This is a genomic window from Microbacterium sp. T3-8, from assembly GCF_055398145.1.
Window position 1 is genome coordinate 1107182 of record NZ_AP027918.1, and the last position, 18713, is coordinate 1125894.

The following is an 18713-nucleotide window of genomic DNA, read 5'->3' on the forward strand; positions in this document are numbered from 1 at the left end:
TCTGCGGGGCTGCGGCCGGAGGGAGCCCGGGGCATGTCGTGGTTCGGAACGCTGCCGACGCCGGTGGGAGTCATCGGAGTGGTCAGTGACGGCACGGCGGTCACGCGCGTGACGTGGATCACCGAGGCCCCGGCCGGGGCCGAGCTCGGCCCGGATCCGCTGCTGAGCGAAGCCCTCGGGCAGGTGGACGCGTACTTCGCCGGTCGGCTGACGCGGTTCGACCTGCCGATCGAGCTCGGCGAGCAGACCGTCGCGACCCGTGCCGTCCTGACGGCGCTGTACGAGACCGTCGGCCACGGCGAGACCCTCACCTACGGCGGCCTCGCGGCCCGGAGCGGCACCGAGGTCCCCGCCCGGGGGATCGGATCGATCATGGGCGCCAATCCGGTGCCCCTCATCGTCCCGTGCCATCGCGTCGTCGCGGGCGACGGTCTCGGCGGGTATTCGGGCGGCGTCCCCGGCCACGGTCTCGAGACCAAGCGCTGGCTGCTCGAGCACGAGGGTGCGCTGCCGGCGTCGCTGTTCTGACGGGTCGTTCCGGAGGCGCCGGCGGCGGCATCCGTCATCGCGTCATCGACGCGTCCGACGTCCTGCGAGAATGGACGTGCCGAAGTCCCGAACCGAGGAGCCAACGTGCAGTTCATCTCCACCCGCGGCGGCATGCAGCCGCAGCCGTTCAGCGAGACGCTGTTGGAGGGCCTCGCGCCCGACGGAGGGCTCGCCGTCCCGGCCGAGATGCCGACCGTCGACACCGAGACGCTCGAGCGCTGGCGGGCACTGACCTACCCGCAGCTCGCGACCGAGGTGCTCGGCCTCTTCGCCACCGACATCCCGCGCGAAGACCTGGCCCGGATGACCGAGGCGGCCTACGCGCCGTTCCCGGGCAACGTGGTGCCGCTGCGCTCGATCGGCGACGGTCTCACGCTCGTCGGCCTTTCGGAGGGCCCCACGCTCGCCTTCAAGGACATGGCGATGCAGTTCCTCGGGCAGGTGCTCGAGTACGCGCTGGAGCGCAAGGGATCCGTGCTCAACATCCTCGGAGCGACCTCGGGCGACACCGGATCCGCCGCCGAGCACGCGCTGCGCGGCAAGGAGCGCGTCTCGGTCTTCATGCTCTCGCCGCAGGGCCGCATGAGCGCCTTCCAGCGGGCGCAGATGTTCTCGCTCGACGACGACAATGTGCACAACATCGCCGTCGAGGGCGTGTTCGACGACTGCCAGAACCTCGTCAAGCACCTCGCCGGAGACCTCGACTTCAAGCGGGCGCAGAACCTCGGCGCCGTGAACTCGATCAACCTCGCGCGCATCACCGCACAGGTCGTCTACTACTTCTGGGCGTGGCTGCGGGCGACGGATGCCGACGGCCCGACCGAGGTGTCGTTCACCGTTCCGTCGGGCAACTTCGGCAACATCCTCTCCGGTTTCTTCGCGAAGCAGATGGGGCTGCCGATCCGCCGCCTCGTGCTCGCCGCCAACGAGAACAACGTGCTCGACGAGTTCTTCCGCACGGGTGTCTACCGGCCGCGCAACGCGGCGCAGACGCTCGCGACGTCGAGCCCGTCGATGGACATCTCGAAGGCATCGAACCTCGAGCGCTTCATCTTCGAGCTCGTGGGCCGTGACCCCGAGCGCGTCGTCGGCGCCTGGCGCGACCTCGATGAGCAGGGCTACTTCGACTTCGCCGGCGATCAGCCGCGCTTCGCGCTCGAGTACGGGATCGTCAGCGGCACGTCGACGCACGCCGACCGGCTCGAGACCATCCGTTCGGTGTACGCCTCGACCGAGGAGATCATCGACCCGCACACGGCCGACGGCGTGAAGGTGGCGCGTCAGTACGTGGAGGAGGGTGTGCCCATGCTCGTCCTCGAGACCGCGAAGCCGCACAAGTTCGCCGAGACGATCAACGAGGCCATCGGTGTCGAGCTCGATTACTCGAAGGAACTCCGCGAGATGCTCGGCGCCCCCCAGCACGTCACCGAGATGGCCGACGACGAGCACGCGCTGCGCGCGTTCATCGAGGCGCACGCCCTGCGTTGACGCGCGTCACTCCTCGGGGTCGCCGTGCAGCATCCAGCCGATGCCGAACCGGTCGACGAGCATCCCGAACGTTCCGCCCCACGGCGGAACGTCGAGCGGCATGGTGATCGTCGCGCCTTCGGCGAGCTTGTCCCAGACCTCTTGGGTGCGCGCCTGCGTGTTGCCGCTGAGCGAGACCGAGATCCCGGCGGGCTTCTCGTAGGGCATCCCGTCGGGGGTGTCGGACGCCATGAGCACCAGGCCGTCGGGCGTGGTGAGCTGCGCGTGCATGACCAGGTCCTTCTGACTCGGATCCTGCACCATGTCGGGGAAGTCCCCGAACACGCTGATGTCGAGGTCTCCGCCGAGCACGCTCTGATAGAACTCCATCGCCTGGCGGGCGTCGGTGCGGAACGACAGGTACGGGTTGAGATTCGCCATGACTGCTCCTGGCGAGAGGGATGCCCCGGGTTCGAGGCACGATCAGTCTGCGTCGGTCCGTCACCGCGCACAAGAGAGTTCGGCGAGCGCGTCCCGGTTCAGGCCGGGAGAGCGCGAACCGCGGCGGTGAGCACCTGCGGGACGGTCGGCACGCCCTCCGCGCGGAAGACCGTCTCGCCGTTCGCCGCACGGATGATGACCGTCGGGGTGAAGCGGATGTCGAGGGACTCCGCCGCGTCGGGATCGCGTGCCACGTCGATCTCGGTCACGGTCGCATCCGGCAGGAACCGCACGGCGTCGGCGAGGACGGCGCGAGTGCGCGCGCACGCACCGCAGAACGCCGATGTCACGAGCGTCAGCTCCATGTGCGTCTCCTCTCGGCGGATGCCTCCACCGATGCAACCGCCGAGCGCAGGTTCGTGTTCCCGCCGCCAGGACTCGGTCGCGAGGCGCCGCTCAGAACGCGGTGCGTTTGACGAGGCCGCGATTCCTGCGGATGTTCTCGTAGTCCCACTGGATCGCGCGCGACTCGGCGAGCCAGGCGGCGACCGCGTCGGTGTCGACGTCGTCGGCCGCGACCAAGAGCACATCGGCGGCCTGGAACGACCCGGATGCCTCAAGACCCGGTGCCGCGAACGACTGCCCGCTCCAGAACATCAGCCGCATCCCGTCCTTCAGCCTGCTGTAGCCGACGATCGGATTGCCGTCGAGGAACCAGACGGGATGCGCGTGCCAGACCTTGCCGGTCGCCGCGGGAAGACCGCGCTCGATCTCCGCGGCGAGCAGGTCGGCGATCTCGCGGTCGGCCGGAGCGAGGCGTGCGTGGTACTCGTCGATCGAGCCGTCCCGGATCACGTCGGTCACTCCCTGTCCAGGCCGAAGTTGCGTGTCATCATGCCGAACATCAGCGCAGCGAATGCGCCGATCATCGTTCAGATCTGTGGCTCGGTCATGGCGATCATCCCCCTCGTGTGCGTCGTCGCGTCCATCCTGCCAAGGCTCGCACGGTTGTTCAGACCGCTCAGCACGATCGGTGGAAAACTCGCTCAGGTCGTCATCGGTGGAGGGGAAGCGCGCCCTCACGCATCCCTCGCCTCCGCCCGCGGATGCAGCACACCCGAGGCGGCGCCGAGCACCGCGCCGACGATCGTGTCGACGATCCGCTCGCCCGCGACGTCGAGCGACCCGATGCTTCCGGTCGCCGCGCCCGTCAGCAGCAGCACGAGCGGGGTGATGAACACGAGGGCGAGGGCGTAGTGGCGCACCACGACGAGCTCGATCGAGAACTGCAGCAGCCCCAGTAGCAGGGCCAGCCAGATGCCGGCCGGGTGCAGCAGCGCGAGCAGGATGTAGAGGCCGGCACCGACCACGGTGCCGAGCATCCGATGCAGCCCGCGCTGGAAGGCGGCGCGTCGTGCGGCGGCCACACCGATCACGGCGACGGCCGAACCGACGATCCAGTAGGTGCGATCGGGATCGATCACGAGGCCGAGCAGCACGCCCACGATCGCGACGATCACGACGCGGAGCAGGAGCATCCGGGAATCCGCGTTCCAGGCCGGCCCGGGCAGGATCTCCCGCAGCGGGCGCGCCCGGATCCGCCGGATGCGGGGGAGCGCGAGCGGCGCGAGGGCGACGAGGTACGAGAACAGGCAACCGCCGGTGAGGGCTGCGAGATAGACGAACGGGTCGATCGTTCCGGAGGCGACGACGTGGGCGGACAGGCCGTAGACCAGCACGAAGAACAGGGGGCCGGGAGGGCCGAGCCGGAAGCCGAACGCGAGAGCCGCGCTCACGGTCGCGACCACCACGACACCGATGCTCACCACGAGGGTGTTCCCCGCGACGAGAATGCCGAGGGCGGCGCTCAGGATCAGCGAGACGGCGATGATCGGCAGCACCCGCGCACGATCGACCACCGGGGCGGAGCCCGCGTAGAGCACCGTGAAGGCGCCGGAGGCGGCGATGTAGCCGAGCGGTGCCTGGCCGAGGACGGTCGACACGGCGATCGGTGCCGCGATGCCGATCGCGGCCTGGAGGGCGAGGGGCCAACGCGGTCCACGGGAGGGGGCGAAGGCGAAGAGGCTCACCCCTCCATTCTCCTCCTCGCTCCTGCGAAGGCGGACACGGTCGATACGATGGCGAACGTGACCCCCACCGTGCGCCCCGGCATCGATGAACGCCTCTCGCGGATGATCCAGCTGCCGACCGTCTCGGCCGAGCTCGAAGAGCGGGGACGGGAGCCGTTCGACGCCTTCGTCGCCCTGATCGCCGAGCTGTACCCGTTGACGCACGAGAGTCTCGCGCTCGAGCGCCACACCGATTTCGGGCTCCTCTTCCACTGGCGCGGGAGGGCGGAGGCATCCGAGGGGCCGGTCGTGCTGATGGCTCACTACGACGTCGTCCCGGTCGACGAGAGCGATGCCTGGACGCATCCTCCCTTCGCCGGTGTGATCGCCGATGGCATCGTGTACGGGCGGGGCGCGCTCGACGACAAGGGGCCGTTGATCGTCGTGCTCGAAGCCGTCGAGAACCTGCTCGCCGACGGCTTCGTCCCTGCGCGCGATGTCTACCTGTCGTTCGGTGGCAACGAGGAGACCTACGGGCACGCGGCGCAGGAGATCGCCGCGGTGCTGCGCGACCGCGGCATCGTTCCCTGGCTCGTCGTCGACGAGGGAGGAGCGGTGGTCGATGCGCCCCTGCCGTTCGTACCCGGGCGTGCGGCGATGATCGGCGTCGGCGAGAAGGGCGTGATGACCGTGCGGCTCTCGGCCCGCGGGGACGGCGGTCATGCCTCCGCCCCGCCGACCCTCACGGCGGTGCGGCGCATCGCGCGCGCGGTCGATCGGCTGGGCCCCACGACGTTCCGACCGCGGGCGTCGACGGCGATCCTCCGGATGCTGTCGCGCCTCGCCGATCAGACGCCCGGGTCGGCGCGGCACCTGCTCCGGGTGCTCGCCTCCGCGCCGCTGCTCACGGCGCGGGTCTTCGCCGCGCTCGGGGGAGAGCCGGCGGCGCTCGTGCGCACGACCGTCGCGCCCACGATGCAGTCGGGCGGGACCGCGGCGAACGTGCTCCCGTCGCAGGCGTCCGCCACCGTCAACCTGCGCATCGCGCTCGGAGAGACGACGCAGCAGACGGTGCTGCGCGTGCGTCGGCGCGTGCGCGACCCGCTCGTGAAGGTCGAGGTCGTCGAGGCGAGCGAACCGTCGCCCGAATCGTCGACCGAGAACGCGCAGTTCGCGCTGCTCGCCGAGGCGCTCGAGGTCTCGCATCCGGGCGTGCCGGCCGTGCCGTACGTGATGATGGCGGCGACGGATTCCCGGCACTTCCATCGTTTCGCCCCGGCGGTGTACCGCTTCGCTCCCCTCGAGATGTCGAACGCCCAGCGGGCATCGATCCACGGCGTCGACGAGAACGTCGAGATCGCCGCCCTCGCGCGGGGAGAGCGGTTCCATCGCGCTCTCCTCGAACGGCTAGTGTGATCTCAGTCGCCCCTCGATGGGTCCGGGGGCCCCACGAGAAGCAGGAGTCGCGATGACGCGCACGCGCACACTGGGCACCCTGGCCGCCGTCGTCGGCTACCTCGCGTTCGTCGAGTTCACCAGCGGCGTCCTGCAGGGTTACTACACCCCGATGCTCACCGACATCGCCCGGCACCTCGGCATCCACGACGCCGACGTGAACTGGCTCGAGGGCACGCAGCTCATGCTGTCGGCCCTGGTGGTGCCCGCCTTCGCGAAGCTCGGCGACATGGTCGGCCACAAGCGGATGCTGTTGATCTCGACGGCCCTCACCGCCGCGGCAGCACTCGTGCTGCCGTTCACCGACTCGTTCGGGGTCTTCCTCGTCGCGTGGACGCTCATGGGCTTCTACGTCGTCTGGCTCCCGCTCGAGATCGCCCTGATCTGGTCGCGGTCGCGCCGGATGGAGGGGCGCTCCACGATCACGGCGAAGGCCGCCGGTCTCCTCGTCGCCGCCCTCGAGGGGGGAGCGATCCTCGGGGCGCTCGCCGGAGGTGCACTCGTCGACGTGCTGCCGCTGACGGTCGTGCTCCTCGTGCCGGCGATCCTCATCGTCGTCTGCTTCTTCGTCATCCTGTTCGGGGTGAAGGAGTCGCCCGACCCCACGGGCGGTGCGTTCGACACGGTCGGGCTCATCCTCATCTCGCTCGCCCTCGTGTGCTTCACCGGTGGACTCAGCCTGCTGCGCCTCGAGGGCGGCCTCGTGAACCCGTGGTCGTGGGCGGTGGTGCTGCTCGGGATCGTGCTGGTCGTGCCGTTCGTGCTCTGGGAGCTCCGCCGCGACGATCCGCTGATCGACGTGCGCATGTTCCGCTCACCGGCCCTCGGCCCGGTGTTCCTCACCGCCGGTCTCTTCGGCGTCAGCGTGCTCGGCGCGCAGGCTCCGCTGTCGACCTTCGCGCGCACGGACCCGGGTGTGCACGGCTACGGGCTGGGCACCTCCGGCTTCCAGACCTCGCTCATCATCGGGCTCTATCTCATCGCGATGATCGCCGGCGCGCTCCTGTTCCCGCTGGTCGCCCGTCGCACCACGCCCCGGCTCACGCTGATGGGCGCGTCGCTCCTGGTCGGGATCGGGTTCCTGCTGTTCCTGCCGTTCCACGACACCTACGCGCAGGTCGTGACGAACATGGTGATCGCCGGGCTCGGCTCCGGAGCGCTCGTGGCTGCGCTTCCCGCGGCGGCGGCATCCGGTGCACCCGCCACGCAGACGGGCGTGGCGACCGGCCTGACGAACTCGGTCAAGACCGTGGGCGGGGCGATCGCATCGTGCGTGTTCGGCATCGCGCTGTTGAACGGCGTGGCCGAATCGGCCGGTGCGGCGGCCGAGGGCACCGCCGGGTCGCTCGCCGGGTACTTCACCGTGTGGATCGTGTGCGGCGTCACTGCCCTGGTGGCCGCCGTCACTCTCGTCTTCGTACCGAAGACGGCGTTCACGGATCGTCCCGCCGAGGTCGAGGCGTCGCCGGTCGTCTGATCGCCGGCTGCCATCCGAGCAGTCTGCCAGCGTCCGCAGGGTGACATCTACACGGGGACGTGACCCGTGGATGACCCACGAATCACGCCCCCCTGTGCAGGGAGATCAGTTCCCCTTGACGTTCACGATCTGCCGCAGCGTGTGCCGGATCGTCACGAGGCTCTCGGCATCCGCCATCACCCGATCGATCGGCTTGTACGCCTGCGGGATCTCGTCGATGAAGGCATCCGTGTCGCGGAATTCGATCCCGACCATGGCCTCCCGCAGCTGCTCGTGGGTGAACGTGCGCCGCGCCGCCGACCGGGAGTACTCCCGACCGGCACCGTGAGGCGAGGAGTTCAGCGACAGCGGGTCACCCTTCCCCTCGACCACGTACGACGCCGTGCCCATCGATCCCGGGATGAGCCCGGGCCGACCGGCATCCGCCTGGATCGCGCCCTTCCGCGACACCCACACCCGCTTGCCGAAGTGCTTCTCCGACTCGGTGAAGTTGTGGTGGCAGTTGATCCGCTCCTGCTCGTCGACGGGTGCGCCGACGAAGTCGGACACCTGCCGGATCACCCGATCCATCATCTCCTCCCGGTTCAGCAGCGCGAAGTGCTGGGCCCACCGGAGTTCCCGGATGTATCGCGTGAACTCCGGCGTGCCTTCGACCAGGTAGGCCAGGTCGGGGTCGGGAAGCTCGATCCACCACTGCTTCGCCAGCCGCTGTGCCACCGCGATGTGGTGGCCGGCGATCCGGTTGCCCACACCCCGCGAACCCGAGTGCAGGAACAGCCACACCCGGTCGAGCTCGTCGAGGGAGACCTCGATGAAGTGGTTCCCGGAGCCGAGCGATCCGAGCTGCAGTCGCCAGTTCTTGGCGTAGGACTCGGGGTCGAACCCGTTCTGCTCGGCGAGCGCTTCGAGCTCCGCGATGCGGGGCTCGGCGGTGGCGACGATCTTGTTGTTGTGGTGGCCGGCCGACAGCGGTACGGCGCGCTCGATCTGCACCCGCAGCGGCGCGAGGTCGCGTCCGGCGACGTCGCTCTTCGTGAACTGCGTGCGGACGGCGATCATGCCGCAGCCGATGTCGACCCCGACGGCGGCGGGGATGATGGCGCCGAGCGTCGGGATGACCGAGCCGACCGTCGCCCCCTTGCCGAGGTGCGCATCGGGCATGAGTGCCAGGTGCGGGTGGATGAACGGCATGCGTACCGTGGTGTGCGCCTGATCGAGTGTCTTCTCGTCGATCAGCGACGCCCACGACAGCAGCCGCGCGGAGAGCTTCTCCATGATTCCTTTCCTTCGTGATGTTCAGTCACAGGTCGGGCACTCATAAAAAAAGCCCCGGACCTGACGGTGCGGGGCAGGGGACAGCGGATGCTGTCACACGGCGCGCGCCGGAGGGTACGACTCATCGCGGTCGTGGCGCTTCTGCGGAAGGGCTGCGACCGTGGCGATGGGCTGATTCCGCAGGGCGGTCATGCGTCGTCTCCTCGGCTGAGTGCTGCACCGGTCGGCGCAGCCTTGCAACATTAGGGGGCGGGCGGGGTGGGTGTCAAACGTCGCGCGGAGGGTTGTGCATGAACTCGATGCGGATGCCGCCGTCGTCCTCGACGAACGAGGCGTAGTACCGCTCGGTGAAGCGCGGGTACTCCTTCGGCTCGCGCACGGGTGTCCAGCCGGCCGTGACGGCGATGGCGTGCAGTCGTTCGACGTCGTCGCGGGAGTCGACGGCGAACGCCAGGTGCTGCCAGCCGACGCGTCCGTGACGGTGCGGTTCGGGGTCGTCGTCGCGCGGTGCCATGAGAATCAGCTCGGTCTCGTCATCCTTGTTCCAGGAGAGCGAGTGATCGTCGCCGTAACCGATCGCGAAGCCGAGCGCGGCGAGCACCGGGGCGAACTGGGCGCGCCCGCGTTCGAGGTCGGCGACCGTGATGCCGAGATGATCGAGGAGGGGCATCAGAGCTCGATACCGTGGTCCTCGTCGTTGACGCCGGCGTTGTGCCCGCGCCGCGACTCGTAGCCGAGGAACCACCCGATCCAGACGATGGCGGCGAGCAGCACGCCGAGCCAGACGTTCTGGAAGATCAGGCCGATCACGACGCCCAGCACCAGCAGGCCGACGGTGACGATCAGGCGGAGCGCGAGTCGACGACGAGACGGGTTCATGGTCACAGCCTAGGGCTAGCGGGCGCGGTGGTCCTCGGGCGCGAGGCGCGGACCTCGGCGCGGCTCCTGCACGCCGCTGGCGTGGATGAGGCGGAGCACCCGCTGCCGATGGCCCGCCCACGGGGCGAGGAGCGCGAGCATCCCGTCGTCGTCCGTGCGTGTGCCGGTCAGTGCATAACCGACCTGGTGCGCCAGGTGATAGTCGCCGACGCTCACGGCATCCGCATCTCCGAGCGCGCGGATGCGCGTCTCGGCCGAGGTCCAGAGGCCGATCCCGGGCAGGCTGGCGAGCACGCGGTCGCGGTCGACGCCGGTCTCTGCGGCGCGCGTGGCGCGTTCGATGCTGTCGCCGCGCTGCGCCGCGCGCACGAGCGTCTTCGACTGCGGCGGCTCGACGCCGGCGCGCTGCCAGATCCACGACGGGATCGTGCGCCAGACGGAATGCGGGGGAGCGGCGTGCATCGGCCGCGGGGTCGGGCCGGGGGCGCGCTCGCCGTAGCGGGTGACGAGGTAACGCCAGGCCCCGAAGGCTTGCATGCCCGTGACCTTCTGCTCGATGATCGCGCATGCGAGCGCGTCGAACACCTCGTCGGTACGCGTGAGCCGCAGACCGGGGTGACGGTGGGCGGCATCGGCGATCAGCGGATGCCGGGTCGGATCGAAGCCCTCTGCGTCGTCGTCGGCCCCGCAGAGCCGGGGGACCCGGTCGAGAGCATCGCCGGCTCCCGGGCCCCAGGCGGTCGCCCGCACCTCTCCCGAAGAGGCGCGGAGTGCGATCGTCGCGATGCCGGAGGGGGTGCGCAGAGCGCGCCAGATGACGCCGCCGTCGATGACGGTCGTGGGGTCGTTCCGCCCGCGACGCAGCATCCCCACGGTCCGCAGCAGGTCGAGCGGATGCTCCGGTCGGTACACGATCTCGTGCGGAGCGCGCGCGGCCTCGGCCGCATCGGCATCCGCTGTCATCGTCATGCGCCCACCCTACGTCGGGCGTCCGACAGAGCGATGGGTGCGCGGGTCAGAAGCGGTCGGGCGAGGGGGTGCCGTGTCCGTAGCGGATGACGACATCGGCGTGGCGATCGAAGCGGTAGCCGATGCCGCGCACGGTGCGGACGATGTCCTCGTAGCGGCCGAGCTTGGCGCGCAGTCGGCGAACGTGCACGTCGATCGTGCGCTCACCGGGCGTTTCGTCGTCCTGGGCCTGCCACAGGGCCGAGACCAGTTCCGAGCGCTCGATCGTGCGGCCCTCGCGGAGCACGAGGTACTGCAGCAGCTCGAACTCCTTGTAGGTGAACGCTGCGGACTCGCCGTCGATGAGCACGCGCTTGCGCGAGATGTCGACCGTCACGCCGCCCTCTTCGTCGACGGCGTCGTCCTCGGCCGCGGCCTTGGTACGGGCGATCGCGCCGGGCTCGTGCAGGGCGAGACGCACCACGTCGAGGTCCTTACCGCCGGAGCCGTGCGGGGCGAGGGCCACCGTGGCGTGCGTCTCGGCGCCAGGGGCGAGCTCGGCGAGCGTGCGGCGGAGGGCGTCGACGAGCAGCGGAAGGCTCACGCCGGCCTCGGCGGCCTTGATCTCGTCGAGACCGACGTAGAGGGCGAAGCCGCGCGGCGAACGGGCGGCGGGAAGATCGGCGGCGGTGTTCAACGGTGCGTCTGCCTCGGTGCGTGCGGGAACGGTGCGCAGCGGGGCGGTGGCGGGACGCTCGAGAAGTGCGATGTTCGACATGATGATGAAGTCCTCAGGACGTGAGCCGATGGGCTCTGATGCGTTGCATGAATGACCGGGGCGAGCCGGGAAGCGAGCAAAGGGTGGATGCTCGGGGACCCCTGCCTCGAAGATCGCGAGGGACGGGGTCGGGCGGGTGGCTGTTCGTTCAGCTGCACATTCGGCAACACATGCCAACGCGACCGGGCATCATCATCCCGGCAGTCCCGTTCGCCTCCTGGGCGGACAAAGGGCGTGCGTTGGTGGTCATGGGGGGATTATGTCCGATCGTGTCGGCCCGTGTCAAAACGACCACACGATCGCGCGGCGGGCGTAACGTGGTTCCGATGACGAAATCGACGCTCGCCTCCGGCTTCATCCTCACCGACGAGAAGGACGCCTCCCGCTACACGCTGACCCGCGACGGGCAGCTCGTGAGCGTGCTCGACTACCGCGACGACGGTCGCACCATCGCGCTCACTCGGGCCTTCACGATCCCGAGTTTCCGCGGCCACGGCTATGCCGGGACGGTCGTCGAGGGCGCGGTCGCCGAGATCGAGGAGCGGGGTGACCGCAAGGTCGACGCGGTCTGCTGGTACGTCGCCGACTGGTTCTCGGCGCACCCCGAGAAGGCGTCGTTGCTGCGCTCACGGTGACCGCCTCGTCCGTGACGTTGTGTTACGACGTCGATTTGGAAGGATGGGGCGTATGAAACTCGCCGAGGCACTCACCGCACGGGCCGATCTGCAGCGCCGGATCGAACAGCTTCGCGCGCGGATCACAGCGAACGCCCGTTTCCAGGAGGGGGAGGAGCCCTCCGAGGATGCGAACGCACTGCTCGTCGACGCCGAAGCCGACCTTGCACGGCTGCGCGATCTGATCCGCCTGATCAACGCCACGAATGCACGGCTCGATCTGGGGACCGACGGCACGATGACCGACGCGCTCGCGACGCGGGACGTGCTGCGGCTCCGGCATTCACTGCTGGCGGATGCCGCGGCATCCGCATCCGGCAACACGCAGTTCCCCCGGCAGATGCGTTCGGAGCTGCGACAGATCTCGGCGCTCCCCGTGGCGGAGCTGCGGGCGAACGCGGATCGGGTCGCGCAGGAGCTGCGCGAACTCGACAACCGGATCCAGCAGGCGAACTGGACGAACGATCTGGAGGAGTAGCGGAAGTCGGTAGTCACGACGAGGCGGGCACAACCCCCGCCGGGAGGGGCAAGTCCCGGCACCTGTGGGCGGAGGGCAGCCCTGATCTCGCATCGCGCAGCCCCGCACGCCGCACAGGTGATCGCGCACCGCGCATCTCGCATCACCGCGTGCCGATCGTCGTGACGAGGGTGGGTCAGGGGACCTTCCGCTTACGAACCTCTCGATCGACTTGTTATAGTCGAGCTCTGCTCAGCCCCGTCGGCTGAGGTGGTCAGGCGCCCGCGGCGCACTGGTCCGAGGCTCGAAACCTCCGGCATCCTTCACCAGACACCGGAGGTTTTTCCATGTCGTCATCCCTGCGCGCCCGCCCTCAGACCCGATGGTGGGCGCTCGTCGTCCTCTCGTTGACCCAACTGGTCGTCGTCCTCGACGGCACCATCGTCAACATCGCCCTGCCCCGTGCTCAGGCCGCTCTCGATCTCAGCGACGTGCAGCGCCAGTGGGTCGTGACGGCCTATGCACTCGCCTTCGGAGCGCTCCTGCTCCTGGGCGGCCGGATCGCCGATTTCATCGGACGCAAGCGGGCGTTCCTGATCGGCATGCTCGGCTTCGGAGCCGCCTCCCTCTACGGCGGTCTCGCCCAGCAGGGCTGGGAGCTGGTCCTCGCGCGAGGCCTGCAGGGCGTGTTCGCCGCCCTCCTCGCGCCGGCGGCCCTGGCGTTGTTGACCGTGACGTTCCCGACTGGACGGGAGCGCAACACCGCCTTCGCCGTGTTCGGCACAGTCGCCGGCACCGGCGCGGCCATCGGCATGCTGCTCGGCGGTGTCCTGACCGAATTCGCCGACTGGCGTTGGTGCCTGCTCGTCAACCTCGTCTTCGTCGTGATCGGCGTGGCCGGTGGGGCGATCGTGCTGACCGAGAGCGCGGCTGAGGGCAGCAAGCGCCTCGACATCGCGGGTGCCTTGAGCGTCACCCTCGGACTAGGGTCCCTCGTCTACGGGTTCAGCCTCGCCGAGGGCGGGTGGGCGCAGCCCCTGACGATCGGCTTCCTCGTGCTCGGCGGCGTGCTCCTCGGACTCTTCGTCTGGGTCGAGAGCCGGGTCGCGCACCCGCTGCTCCCGTTGCGCGTGGTCGCCGACCGCGTGCGCGGCGGCGCGTTCCTCATCCAGGGCGTCGCCGGCGCGATCATGATCGGCGCGACCGTGTACCTGACGTTCCACCTGCAGTTCGTTCTCGGCATGGGAGCGCTCCAGGCGGGGCTCGCGAGCCTCCCGCTCCCGATCGCGACCATGGTGCTCGCGCCGATCGCGACCAAGCTGCTGCCCGTGATCGGTCCGCGCCCGATGCTCGTGGTCGGCCCGCTGATCGCTGCGGTCGGCCTGTTCACGCTCTCGGGAATCACACCGGACGGTGCGTACGTCGTTCAGATCGCCCCGGCGCTGGTGCTGCTGGGGATCGGGATGGGCTTCGTGTTCATCCCTCTGCAGAACCTGGCGCTCTCGGGGGTCGCGCCGCACGACGCCGGGGTGGCGTCGGCGGTCGCGAACTCGGCGATGCAGATCGGCGGATCGATCGGGTTGTCGGTGTTCACGGCGGTCTACGCGGCCGCGGTCGGTGGACACGCGCAGACAGAGGTCGGTCCGGAGCGGCTCACGGGTGCCTACGGCTGGACGTTCATCGCCGCATCGATCTTCATGGTCGCCGCCTCGGTGATCGCGGCGACCATGGTTCGCGGATCGAAGAGCGAGCTGCTGCCGTCGCTCGGAGAGGCCGTCCCCTCCGCGCACTGAGCGGAGCCGGTCGCCCATCGGGCGGCGGATCGACGATCGGCCCCGTCGATCCGCCGCCGGGGAACGGCTGCTGCGGCACGCCTCGGACGGAATGTCGGTGGCCCTTCGTACCGTGTGATTATGCGCATCCTGCACACCTCCGACTGGCACATCGGCCGCACCTTCCATGGCAACTCGACCATGGACGCGCTGGCCCAGGTGCTCGGAGCGCTCACGGAGCAGGTGAGGGAGCACGCGGTCGACGTCGTGGTCGTGGCGGGCGATGTCTTCGACTCCGCGACGCCATCGGGTCCCGCCTACACCCTGCTCGGCGATGCGCTGGTCGCTCTGCACGACACGGGGGCGAGCGTCGTCGTGACGAGCGGCAACCACGACTCGGCGGCCCGACTCGGTTTCCAAGCCCGGCTGCTGCGCGAGGGCATCCACGTGCTCACCGATCCGCTGTCGATCGGCACGCCGGTGACGATTCACGATGTCGACGGTCCGGTGAACTTCTACGGGATCCCGTACCTCGAGCCCGCGATCGTGCGCCAGCACTGGCCCGAGGGAGATGCCGAGGGACGTCCCCTGCGCACCCAGGCGCAGACGATGGCGCATGCCATGCACCTCGTCCGCGAGGGCATGGCGCGTCACGACGGGCGCTCGGTCGCGATCGCCCACTGCTTCGCCGCCGGAGTCGATGCGACGACGGGGCTCGAGCGGGAGGTGCGCCAGGGCGGGCTCGACGTCGTGCCGCTCGAGGTGTTCGACGGCCCCGATTACGTCGCTCTCGGGCACATCCATGGCCGCAACCGCCTGAGCGACCGCGTGCGCTATGCCGGAGCGCCGCTGCACTACAGCTTCGGCGAGCAGAGCAAGCCGCGCGGCTCCTGGCTCGTCGAGATCGGAGAGAGCGGGCTCGCGGGTGTCGAGTGGCTCGACCTCCCGGTTCCGCGCCGGCTCGTCACTCTGACGGGCACCCTCGACGAGATCCTCTCCGACGACAACGTCGCGGCTCATGCCGAGGATTGGGTGTGCGCGACCTACACCGACGCGCTTCCGCAGACCGAGCCGATGCGCCGCCTCCGTGAGCGCTTTCCGTTCTGCGCACTGGTGCAGCACCTGCCGGCGACGACGGTCGAGAGCGGTGAAGGGTCGTACGCGGCGCGTCTGCGCGAGGCCGTGAGCGACGACGAACGCATCGCCGCCTTCCTCGAGCACGTCCGCGAGGGCCACGGGCCCACGGCGCGTGAGATCGAGCTCATCCGTGAGGTGCTCGACGACCGGGTGCGCGCAGAGGCGCTCGTCTAGATGCGCCTGCACCGCCTGGAGGCCGAGGGATTCGGTCCGTTCCGCTCGCGCCAGGTCGTCGACTTCGACTCGTTCGCCGACGATGGCATCTTCTTGATCGCCGGTCGCACGGGTGCAGGCAAGTCGAGCATCCTCGACGCCGTGTGCTTCGGGCTCTACGGCGGAGTGCCGCGTTACGAAGGCGGCGAGAAGCGGCTGCGCAGCGACTACTGCGAGCCCGATGACATCTCCGAGGTCTCGATCGAGTTCAGCACCCCGGCGGGTCGCTATCGGGTCACTCGTTCGCCCGAGTACCTGCGCCCGGCCAAGCGCGGGGGCGGTTTGACCAAACAGGCACCGGCGGTGGCTCTCGAAGAGCACACGGAGTCGGGATGGATCGGGCGAGCCGCCCGAGCCGTCGACGTCGCTCACGAGCTCGACGAGATCCTCCAACTGAGCCGCGAGCAGTTCCTGCAGGTGATCCTTCTCGCCCAGAACCGCTTCTCGGAGTTCCTGCTCGCCAATAGCAAGGACCGCCAGGCACTTCTCCGCCGGCTGTTCGGCACCGAGCGGTTCGACGACGTGCAAACGCGATTCGATGAGCGGCGTCGAGCGTCGGAACGCGCACTCGACCTGCGTCTGGCGACGATCGGAGCGCGGCTCGACGAGGCCGAGGCGCTCGTCTCTCGGGAGGCGCTGGGAGCGGATGAGCGCGCGCACACCGCGGAGTCCGAGGCGTCCGGAGAGTCCGAGGCGTCCGGAGAGTCCGCGGCGTCCGGAGACGCTGCGGCGGCGGATGAGCCGTTCGCTTCCGAGTCCGCCGGCGCTTCCGGCGGTGGGCCGACACCCGGAGCCGCGGCGTCGCGGGACGTGCCCGCCGCCGACACGGGCGGACGCCTCGACGATCTTCGCCGCGCCGAGGCGCGAGCCGCGTATCGCAGCGAGCGCCGCCGTGCCGAACGCGACGATGCCGAGCGCGCACTCGCGGCGGCGGATGCCCGACTCGCCGAGGTTCGTGAGGAACGTGCGGCGCAGAGCGAACGCGACCGTTCGCGTGCCGCGCTCGCGATACTGGACGCCGAGCAGCCGCAGATCGACGAGGATCGGGTCGCGCTCGCGTCCGCGCGCAGCGCCGAGGCCCTCCGCGCAGTGATCGATGCCGCCGAACGGGCCGCACGCGCCGCGGAGTCCGCGGCGGAGTCGGCGCGGATCGCGGAAGACGAGTGGGGCGCCGTCGATGCGGGTCTCGACGCCCCCACTGTCGACCTGCTGAACGACTGGGTTGCCGAGCGTCTGAGCGAGCGTGGCGCATGGGAGCAGGCCGCTCTGCTCGAGGAGGGTTCCGCTTCCCGCAACGCGGAGATCGAACGCGCGCGTGCCGCGGCGAGTGAGGCCGCCGCGCGCGTCGCCGAACTCGTCCGGGAGCAGGGCGACCTGCCCGCCGAGCTCGCCAGGGAAACCCACGCGCGTGACGAAGCGAGGCGCACCGCTGACCGTCTCGACGACCTCACCCGACGGCGCGACCAGGCGATCACCCGCGCGGAGGCCGTGCGTCGTCGCGAAGAGCTGCGGGAGCAGAGCGACGCGGCCGAGCGTGCGCTCGCGGAGGCGACCGACGAGCTGGCGACGGCTCAGACCGCGCTCGCGCTCCTGCGTCGACGGCGCCTCGACGGCTTCGCGGGAGAACTCGCCTCGACTCTCACGGCTCAGGAACCGTGTCCCGTGTGCGGGTCGCGCGAGCATCCGGCCCCCGCCGTGCACGCCGACCCGGTGTCGGCAGACGACGTCGAGGCGGCCGAGGCCGTGCGTGACCTGGCTGCTCGACGCGAACGTGCCGCCTCCGAGCATCACGTGTCGCTCCGCGAGAAGATCGCCGGAGCGGAGGTCGCCGCTGAGGGGCGTACCGCAGAGACGGCATTGGCCGAACTCGAGGCGCTCGAGACGGAGCGGCGATCCTCGATCGATGCGCAGAGCGCTCTCGCCACCCATGACGCCGCCATCGCCGCGATCTCCGCGCGAGCGGAGGCCCTCGACGACGAGCGCGCCGCCGCAGAGGCGGCAGTGGGAGCGGCACGCGAGACGCTCGCCGCCCAGGAGCAGAGCGCCCGAGAAGCCGAAGCGCGCATCGTCGAGGCACGAGGTGAATTCCCTTCGGTCGCATCGCGCATCGCGATCACCAGCGACGGCATCGCCGCTGCAACGGCGCTCGCCTCCGCGCTCCGCGACCTCGAACAGCGGGAGCTCGCTCGCGCCGAGGCCGAGGCGGCTCGACGGAGCGCACTCACCGACTCGCCCTTCGAGACGATCGACGACGCCCGCGCGGCTCTGCGCTCGCCGCGCGAGTGCGACGCACTCGAGGAGAAGATCACCCGGCACGCCGTGAGCCGCGAGAAGGAGAAGAGCATCCTTCTGCCGCTCGAGATGCGTGCGCTCCCCGACGAACCGATCGACATCGCGCCGTTCGAAGCATCCGCCGCCGACGCCCGGGCCGGCTGGATCACCGCAGTCTCCGCCGCCGGAGCCGCAGCGGGTGTGCTCGAACGGCTGACGTCGCTCACCGCGGCCGCCGCAGACGAGCACGGTCGCAGCGCCGAGGAGATGGCCGAGCACGCCGTGCTGCAGAACCTCGCCGATTCGATCGCCGGTCGGGGCCGAACACACGAAAAATGACGCTCGAGACCTTCGTGCTCGCCGCCGAGCTCGAGGAGATCGTCGAGGCGGCCAACCGTCGGCTGGGCGACATGTCCACGGGCCGCTACCAGCTCCGGCACTCCGACGCCCTCGCCGCACGCGGCGCCGCATCGGGGCTCGGCATCGTCGTCCACGACGCCTTCACCGGGCAGACACGTCCCGCGCAGTCGCTCTCGGGCGGCGAGACCTTCCTGAGTTCCCTCGCACTCGCGCTCGGACTCGCGGAGGTGGTCACGGCCCGGGCCGGCGGCATCCGTCTCGACACGCTCTTCATCGACGAGGGCTTCGGGTCTCTCGACGCCGACACCCTCGACGTCGCGATGCGCACGCTCGACGAACTGCGGCAGGGCGGTCGAACCGTCGGCGTGATCAGTCACGTCGAGGCGATGCAGGATCAGATCCCGGCGCAGCTCCGCGTACGTGCGACGAGTGCCGGGCCCAGCGTCATCGAGACGCGCTGACGCGACATCCGCTCAGGCGTGCGGACGCGG

The 18713-nt window shown here is 70.0% G+C and carries 19 protein-coding genes; 10 read left to right on the forward strand and 9 right to left on the reverse strand.

Translation table 11 applies throughout. The annotated features are described in order from the left end of the window. Positions 1 to 33 precede the first annotated feature (33 nt). Positions 34 to 528 (forward strand): methylated-DNA--[protein]-cysteine S-methyltransferase, encoded by a 495-nt coding sequence (locus ACZ5Y9_RS05210; protein ID WP_247623291.1) that lies wholly within the window; start codon positions 34 to 36, stop codon positions 526 to 528. Between the two features lie 105 nt (positions 529 to 633). Further along, entirely contained in the window at positions 634 to 2037 is a 1404-nt protein-coding gene (thrC, locus tag ACZ5Y9_RS05215; RefSeq protein WP_247955651.1) for a threonine synthase, read from the forward strand. 6 nt (positions 2038 to 2043) lie between these two features. Here thrC and ACZ5Y9_RS05220 read toward each other — a convergent pair whose 3' ends face one another. From ACZ5Y9_RS05220 to ACZ5Y9_RS05235, 4 genes are all read right to left on the reverse strand, one after another. Beyond that, the gene (locus ACZ5Y9_RS05220) at positions 2044 to 2457 is read right to left on the reverse strand and encodes a VOC family protein (RefSeq protein WP_247623289.1); all 414 of its coding nucleotides are present in this window, start codon (positions 2455 to 2457) and stop codon (positions 2044 to 2046) included. 98 nt (positions 2458 to 2555) lie between these two features. Continuing rightward, on the reverse strand, positions 2556 to 2822 hold the full coding sequence (locus tag ACZ5Y9_RS05225; protein ID WP_247623288.1) for a glutaredoxin family protein: 267 nt from the start codon (positions 2820 to 2822) through the stop codon (positions 2556 to 2558). A 91-nt stretch (positions 2823 to 2913) separates the two neighbouring features. Next, positions 2914 to 3321 (reverse strand): hypothetical protein, encoded by a 408-nt coding sequence (locus tag ACZ5Y9_RS05230; RefSeq protein WP_464472475.1) that lies wholly within the window; start codon positions 3319 to 3321, stop codon positions 2914 to 2916. A 215-nt stretch (positions 3322 to 3536) separates the two neighbouring features. Beyond that, positions 3537 to 4547: an FUSC family protein gene (locus tag ACZ5Y9_RS05235; protein ID WP_464472476.1), complete on the reverse strand. Its 1011-nt coding sequence runs from the start codon at positions 4545 to 4547 to the stop codon at positions 3537 to 3539. Positions 4548 to 4595: 48 nt separating this feature from the next. Between ACZ5Y9_RS05235 and ACZ5Y9_RS05240 the strand changes: the two genes are divergently transcribed. Together ACZ5Y9_RS05240 and ACZ5Y9_RS05245 are read left to right on the forward strand one after the other, a co-directional pair. After that, positions 4596 to 5942: a M20/M25/M40 family metallo-hydrolase gene (locus ACZ5Y9_RS05240; protein WP_464472477.1), complete on the forward strand. Its 1347-nt coding sequence runs from the start codon at positions 4596 to 4598 to the stop codon at positions 5940 to 5942. A gap of 52 nt (positions 5943 to 5994) precedes the next feature. Next, the gene (locus ACZ5Y9_RS05245) at positions 5995 to 7458 is read left to right on the forward strand and encodes an MFS transporter (protein WP_247623285.1); all 1464 of its coding nucleotides are present in this window, start codon (positions 5995 to 5997) and stop codon (positions 7456 to 7458) included. A 105-nt stretch (positions 7459 to 7563) separates the two neighbouring features. Here the strand turns inward: ACZ5Y9_RS05245 and ACZ5Y9_RS05250 are convergent, their stop codons facing one another. From ACZ5Y9_RS05250 to ACZ5Y9_RS05270, 5 genes are all read right to left on the reverse strand, one after another. Beyond that, positions 7564 to 8733, reverse strand: a complete 1170-nt coding sequence (locus ACZ5Y9_RS05250; protein WP_464472478.1) for an RtcB family protein — start codon at positions 8731 to 8733, stop codon at positions 7564 to 7566. Between the two features lie 265 nt (positions 8734 to 8998). Then, on the reverse strand, positions 8999 to 9403 hold the full coding sequence (locus ACZ5Y9_RS05255) for a VOC family protein (RefSeq protein WP_247623283.1): 405 nt from the start codon (positions 9401 to 9403) through the stop codon (positions 8999 to 9001). After that, positions 9403 to 9612, reverse strand: a complete 210-nt coding sequence (locus ACZ5Y9_RS05260) for a hypothetical protein (RefSeq protein WP_247623282.1) — start codon at positions 9610 to 9612, stop codon at positions 9403 to 9405. The genes ACZ5Y9_RS05255 and ACZ5Y9_RS05260 overlap by 1 nt, the downstream gene beginning before the upstream one ends. 15 nt (positions 9613 to 9627) lie before the next feature. Beyond that, positions 9628 to 10581, reverse strand: coding sequence for a DNA-3-methyladenine glycosylase family protein (locus ACZ5Y9_RS05265; protein ID WP_247623281.1), 954 nt, complete (start codon positions 10579 to 10581; stop codon positions 9628 to 9630). Positions 10582 to 10627: 46 nt separating this feature from the next. Then, complete coding sequence (locus ACZ5Y9_RS05270; RefSeq protein WP_247623280.1) at positions 10628 to 11338, reverse strand: winged helix-turn-helix domain-containing protein; 711 nt, start codon at positions 11336 to 11338, stop codon at positions 10628 to 10630. Positions 11339 to 11664: 326 nt separating this feature from the next. On the opposite strand from ACZ5Y9_RS05270, the gene ACZ5Y9_RS05275 reads away from it, so the two are divergent. From ACZ5Y9_RS05275 to ACZ5Y9_RS05300, 6 genes are all read left to right on the forward strand, one after another. After that, positions 11665 to 11973, forward strand: a complete 309-nt coding sequence (locus ACZ5Y9_RS05275; RefSeq protein ID WP_464472479.1) for a GNAT family N-acetyltransferase — start codon at positions 11665 to 11667, stop codon at positions 11971 to 11973. A 52-nt stretch (positions 11974 to 12025) separates the two neighbouring features. After that, positions 12026 to 12490, forward strand: a complete 465-nt coding sequence (locus ACZ5Y9_RS05280; RefSeq protein WP_464472480.1) for a DIP1984 family protein — start codon at positions 12026 to 12028, stop codon at positions 12488 to 12490. Positions 12491 to 12816: 326 nt separating this feature from the next. Next, the gene (locus tag ACZ5Y9_RS05285; RefSeq protein WP_464472481.1) at positions 12817 to 14262 is read left to right on the forward strand and encodes an MFS transporter; all 1446 of its coding nucleotides are present in this window, start codon (positions 12817 to 12819) and stop codon (positions 14260 to 14262) included. Between the two features lie 120 nt (positions 14263 to 14382). Next, entirely contained in the window at positions 14383 to 15552 is a 1170-nt protein-coding gene (locus tag ACZ5Y9_RS05290; protein ID WP_464472482.1) for an exonuclease SbcCD subunit D, read from the forward strand. Next, entirely contained in the window at positions 15553 to 18201 is a 2649-nt protein-coding gene (locus ACZ5Y9_RS05295; RefSeq protein ID WP_464472483.1) for an AAA family ATPase, read from the forward strand. Then, positions 18198 to 18683, forward strand: a complete 486-nt coding sequence (locus tag ACZ5Y9_RS05300; RefSeq protein ID WP_464472484.1) for an SbcC/MukB-like Walker B domain-containing protein — start codon at positions 18198 to 18200, stop codon at positions 18681 to 18683. Before ACZ5Y9_RS05295 ends, ACZ5Y9_RS05300 begins: the two co-directional genes overlap by 4 nt. Positions 18684 to 18713 lie beyond the last annotated feature (30 nt).

Coding starts and splice junctions, on each gene's coding strand:
- ACZ5Y9_RS05210 (WP_247623291.1), top strand. CDS start 34: ATGTCGTGGTTCGGAACGCTGCCGACGCCGGTGGGAGTCATCGGAGTG.
- ACZ5Y9_RS05220 (WP_247623289.1), bottom strand. CDS start 2,457: ATGGCGAATCTCAACCCGTACCTGTCGTTCCGCACCGACGCCCGCCAG.
- ACZ5Y9_RS05225 (WP_247623288.1), bottom strand. CDS start 2,822: ATGGAGCTGACGCTCGTGACATCGGCGTTCTGCGGTGCGTGCGCGCGC.
- ACZ5Y9_RS05240 (WP_464472477.1), top strand. CDS start 4,596: ATGGCGAACGTGACCCCCACCGTGCGCCCCGGCATCGATGAACGCCTC.
- ACZ5Y9_RS05245 (WP_247623285.1), top strand. CDS start 5,995: ATGACGCGCACGCGCACACTGGGCACCCTGGCCGCCGTCGTCGGCTAC.
- ACZ5Y9_RS05250 (WP_464472478.1), bottom strand. CDS start 8,733: ATGGAGAAGCTCTCCGCGCGGCTGCTGTCGTGGGCGTCGCTGATCGAC.
- ACZ5Y9_RS05255 (WP_247623283.1), bottom strand. CDS start 9,403: ATGCCCCTCCTCGATCATCTCGGCATCACGGTCGCCGACCTCGAACGC.
- ACZ5Y9_RS05260 (WP_247623282.1), bottom strand. CDS start 9,612: ATGAACCCGTCTCGTCGTCGACTCGCGCTCCGCCTGATCGTCACCGTC.
- ACZ5Y9_RS05265 (WP_247623281.1), bottom strand. CDS start 10,581: ATGACGATGACAGCGGATGCCGATGCGGCCGAGGCCGCGCGCGCTCCG.
- ACZ5Y9_RS05270 (WP_247623280.1), bottom strand. CDS start 11,338: ATGTCGAACATCGCACTTCTCGAGCGTCCCGCCACCGCCCCGCTGCGC.
- ACZ5Y9_RS05275 (WP_464472479.1), top strand. CDS start 11,665: ATGACGAAATCGACGCTCGCCTCCGGCTTCATCCTCACCGACGAGAAG.
- ACZ5Y9_RS05280 (WP_464472480.1), top strand. CDS start 12,026: ATGAAACTCGCCGAGGCACTCACCGCACGGGCCGATCTGCAGCGCCGG.
- ACZ5Y9_RS05285 (WP_464472481.1), top strand. CDS start 12,817: ATGTCGTCATCCCTGCGCGCCCGCCCTCAGACCCGATGGTGGGCGCTC.
- ACZ5Y9_RS05290 (WP_464472482.1), top strand. CDS start 14,383: ATGCGCATCCTGCACACCTCCGACTGGCACATCGGCCGCACCTTCCAT.
- ACZ5Y9_RS05295 (WP_464472483.1), top strand. CDS start 15,553: ATGCGCCTGCACCGCCTGGAGGCCGAGGGATTCGGTCCGTTCCGCTCG.
- ACZ5Y9_RS05300 (WP_464472484.1), top strand. CDS start 18,198: ATGACGCTCGAGACCTTCGTGCTCGCCGCCGAGCTCGAGGAGATCGTC.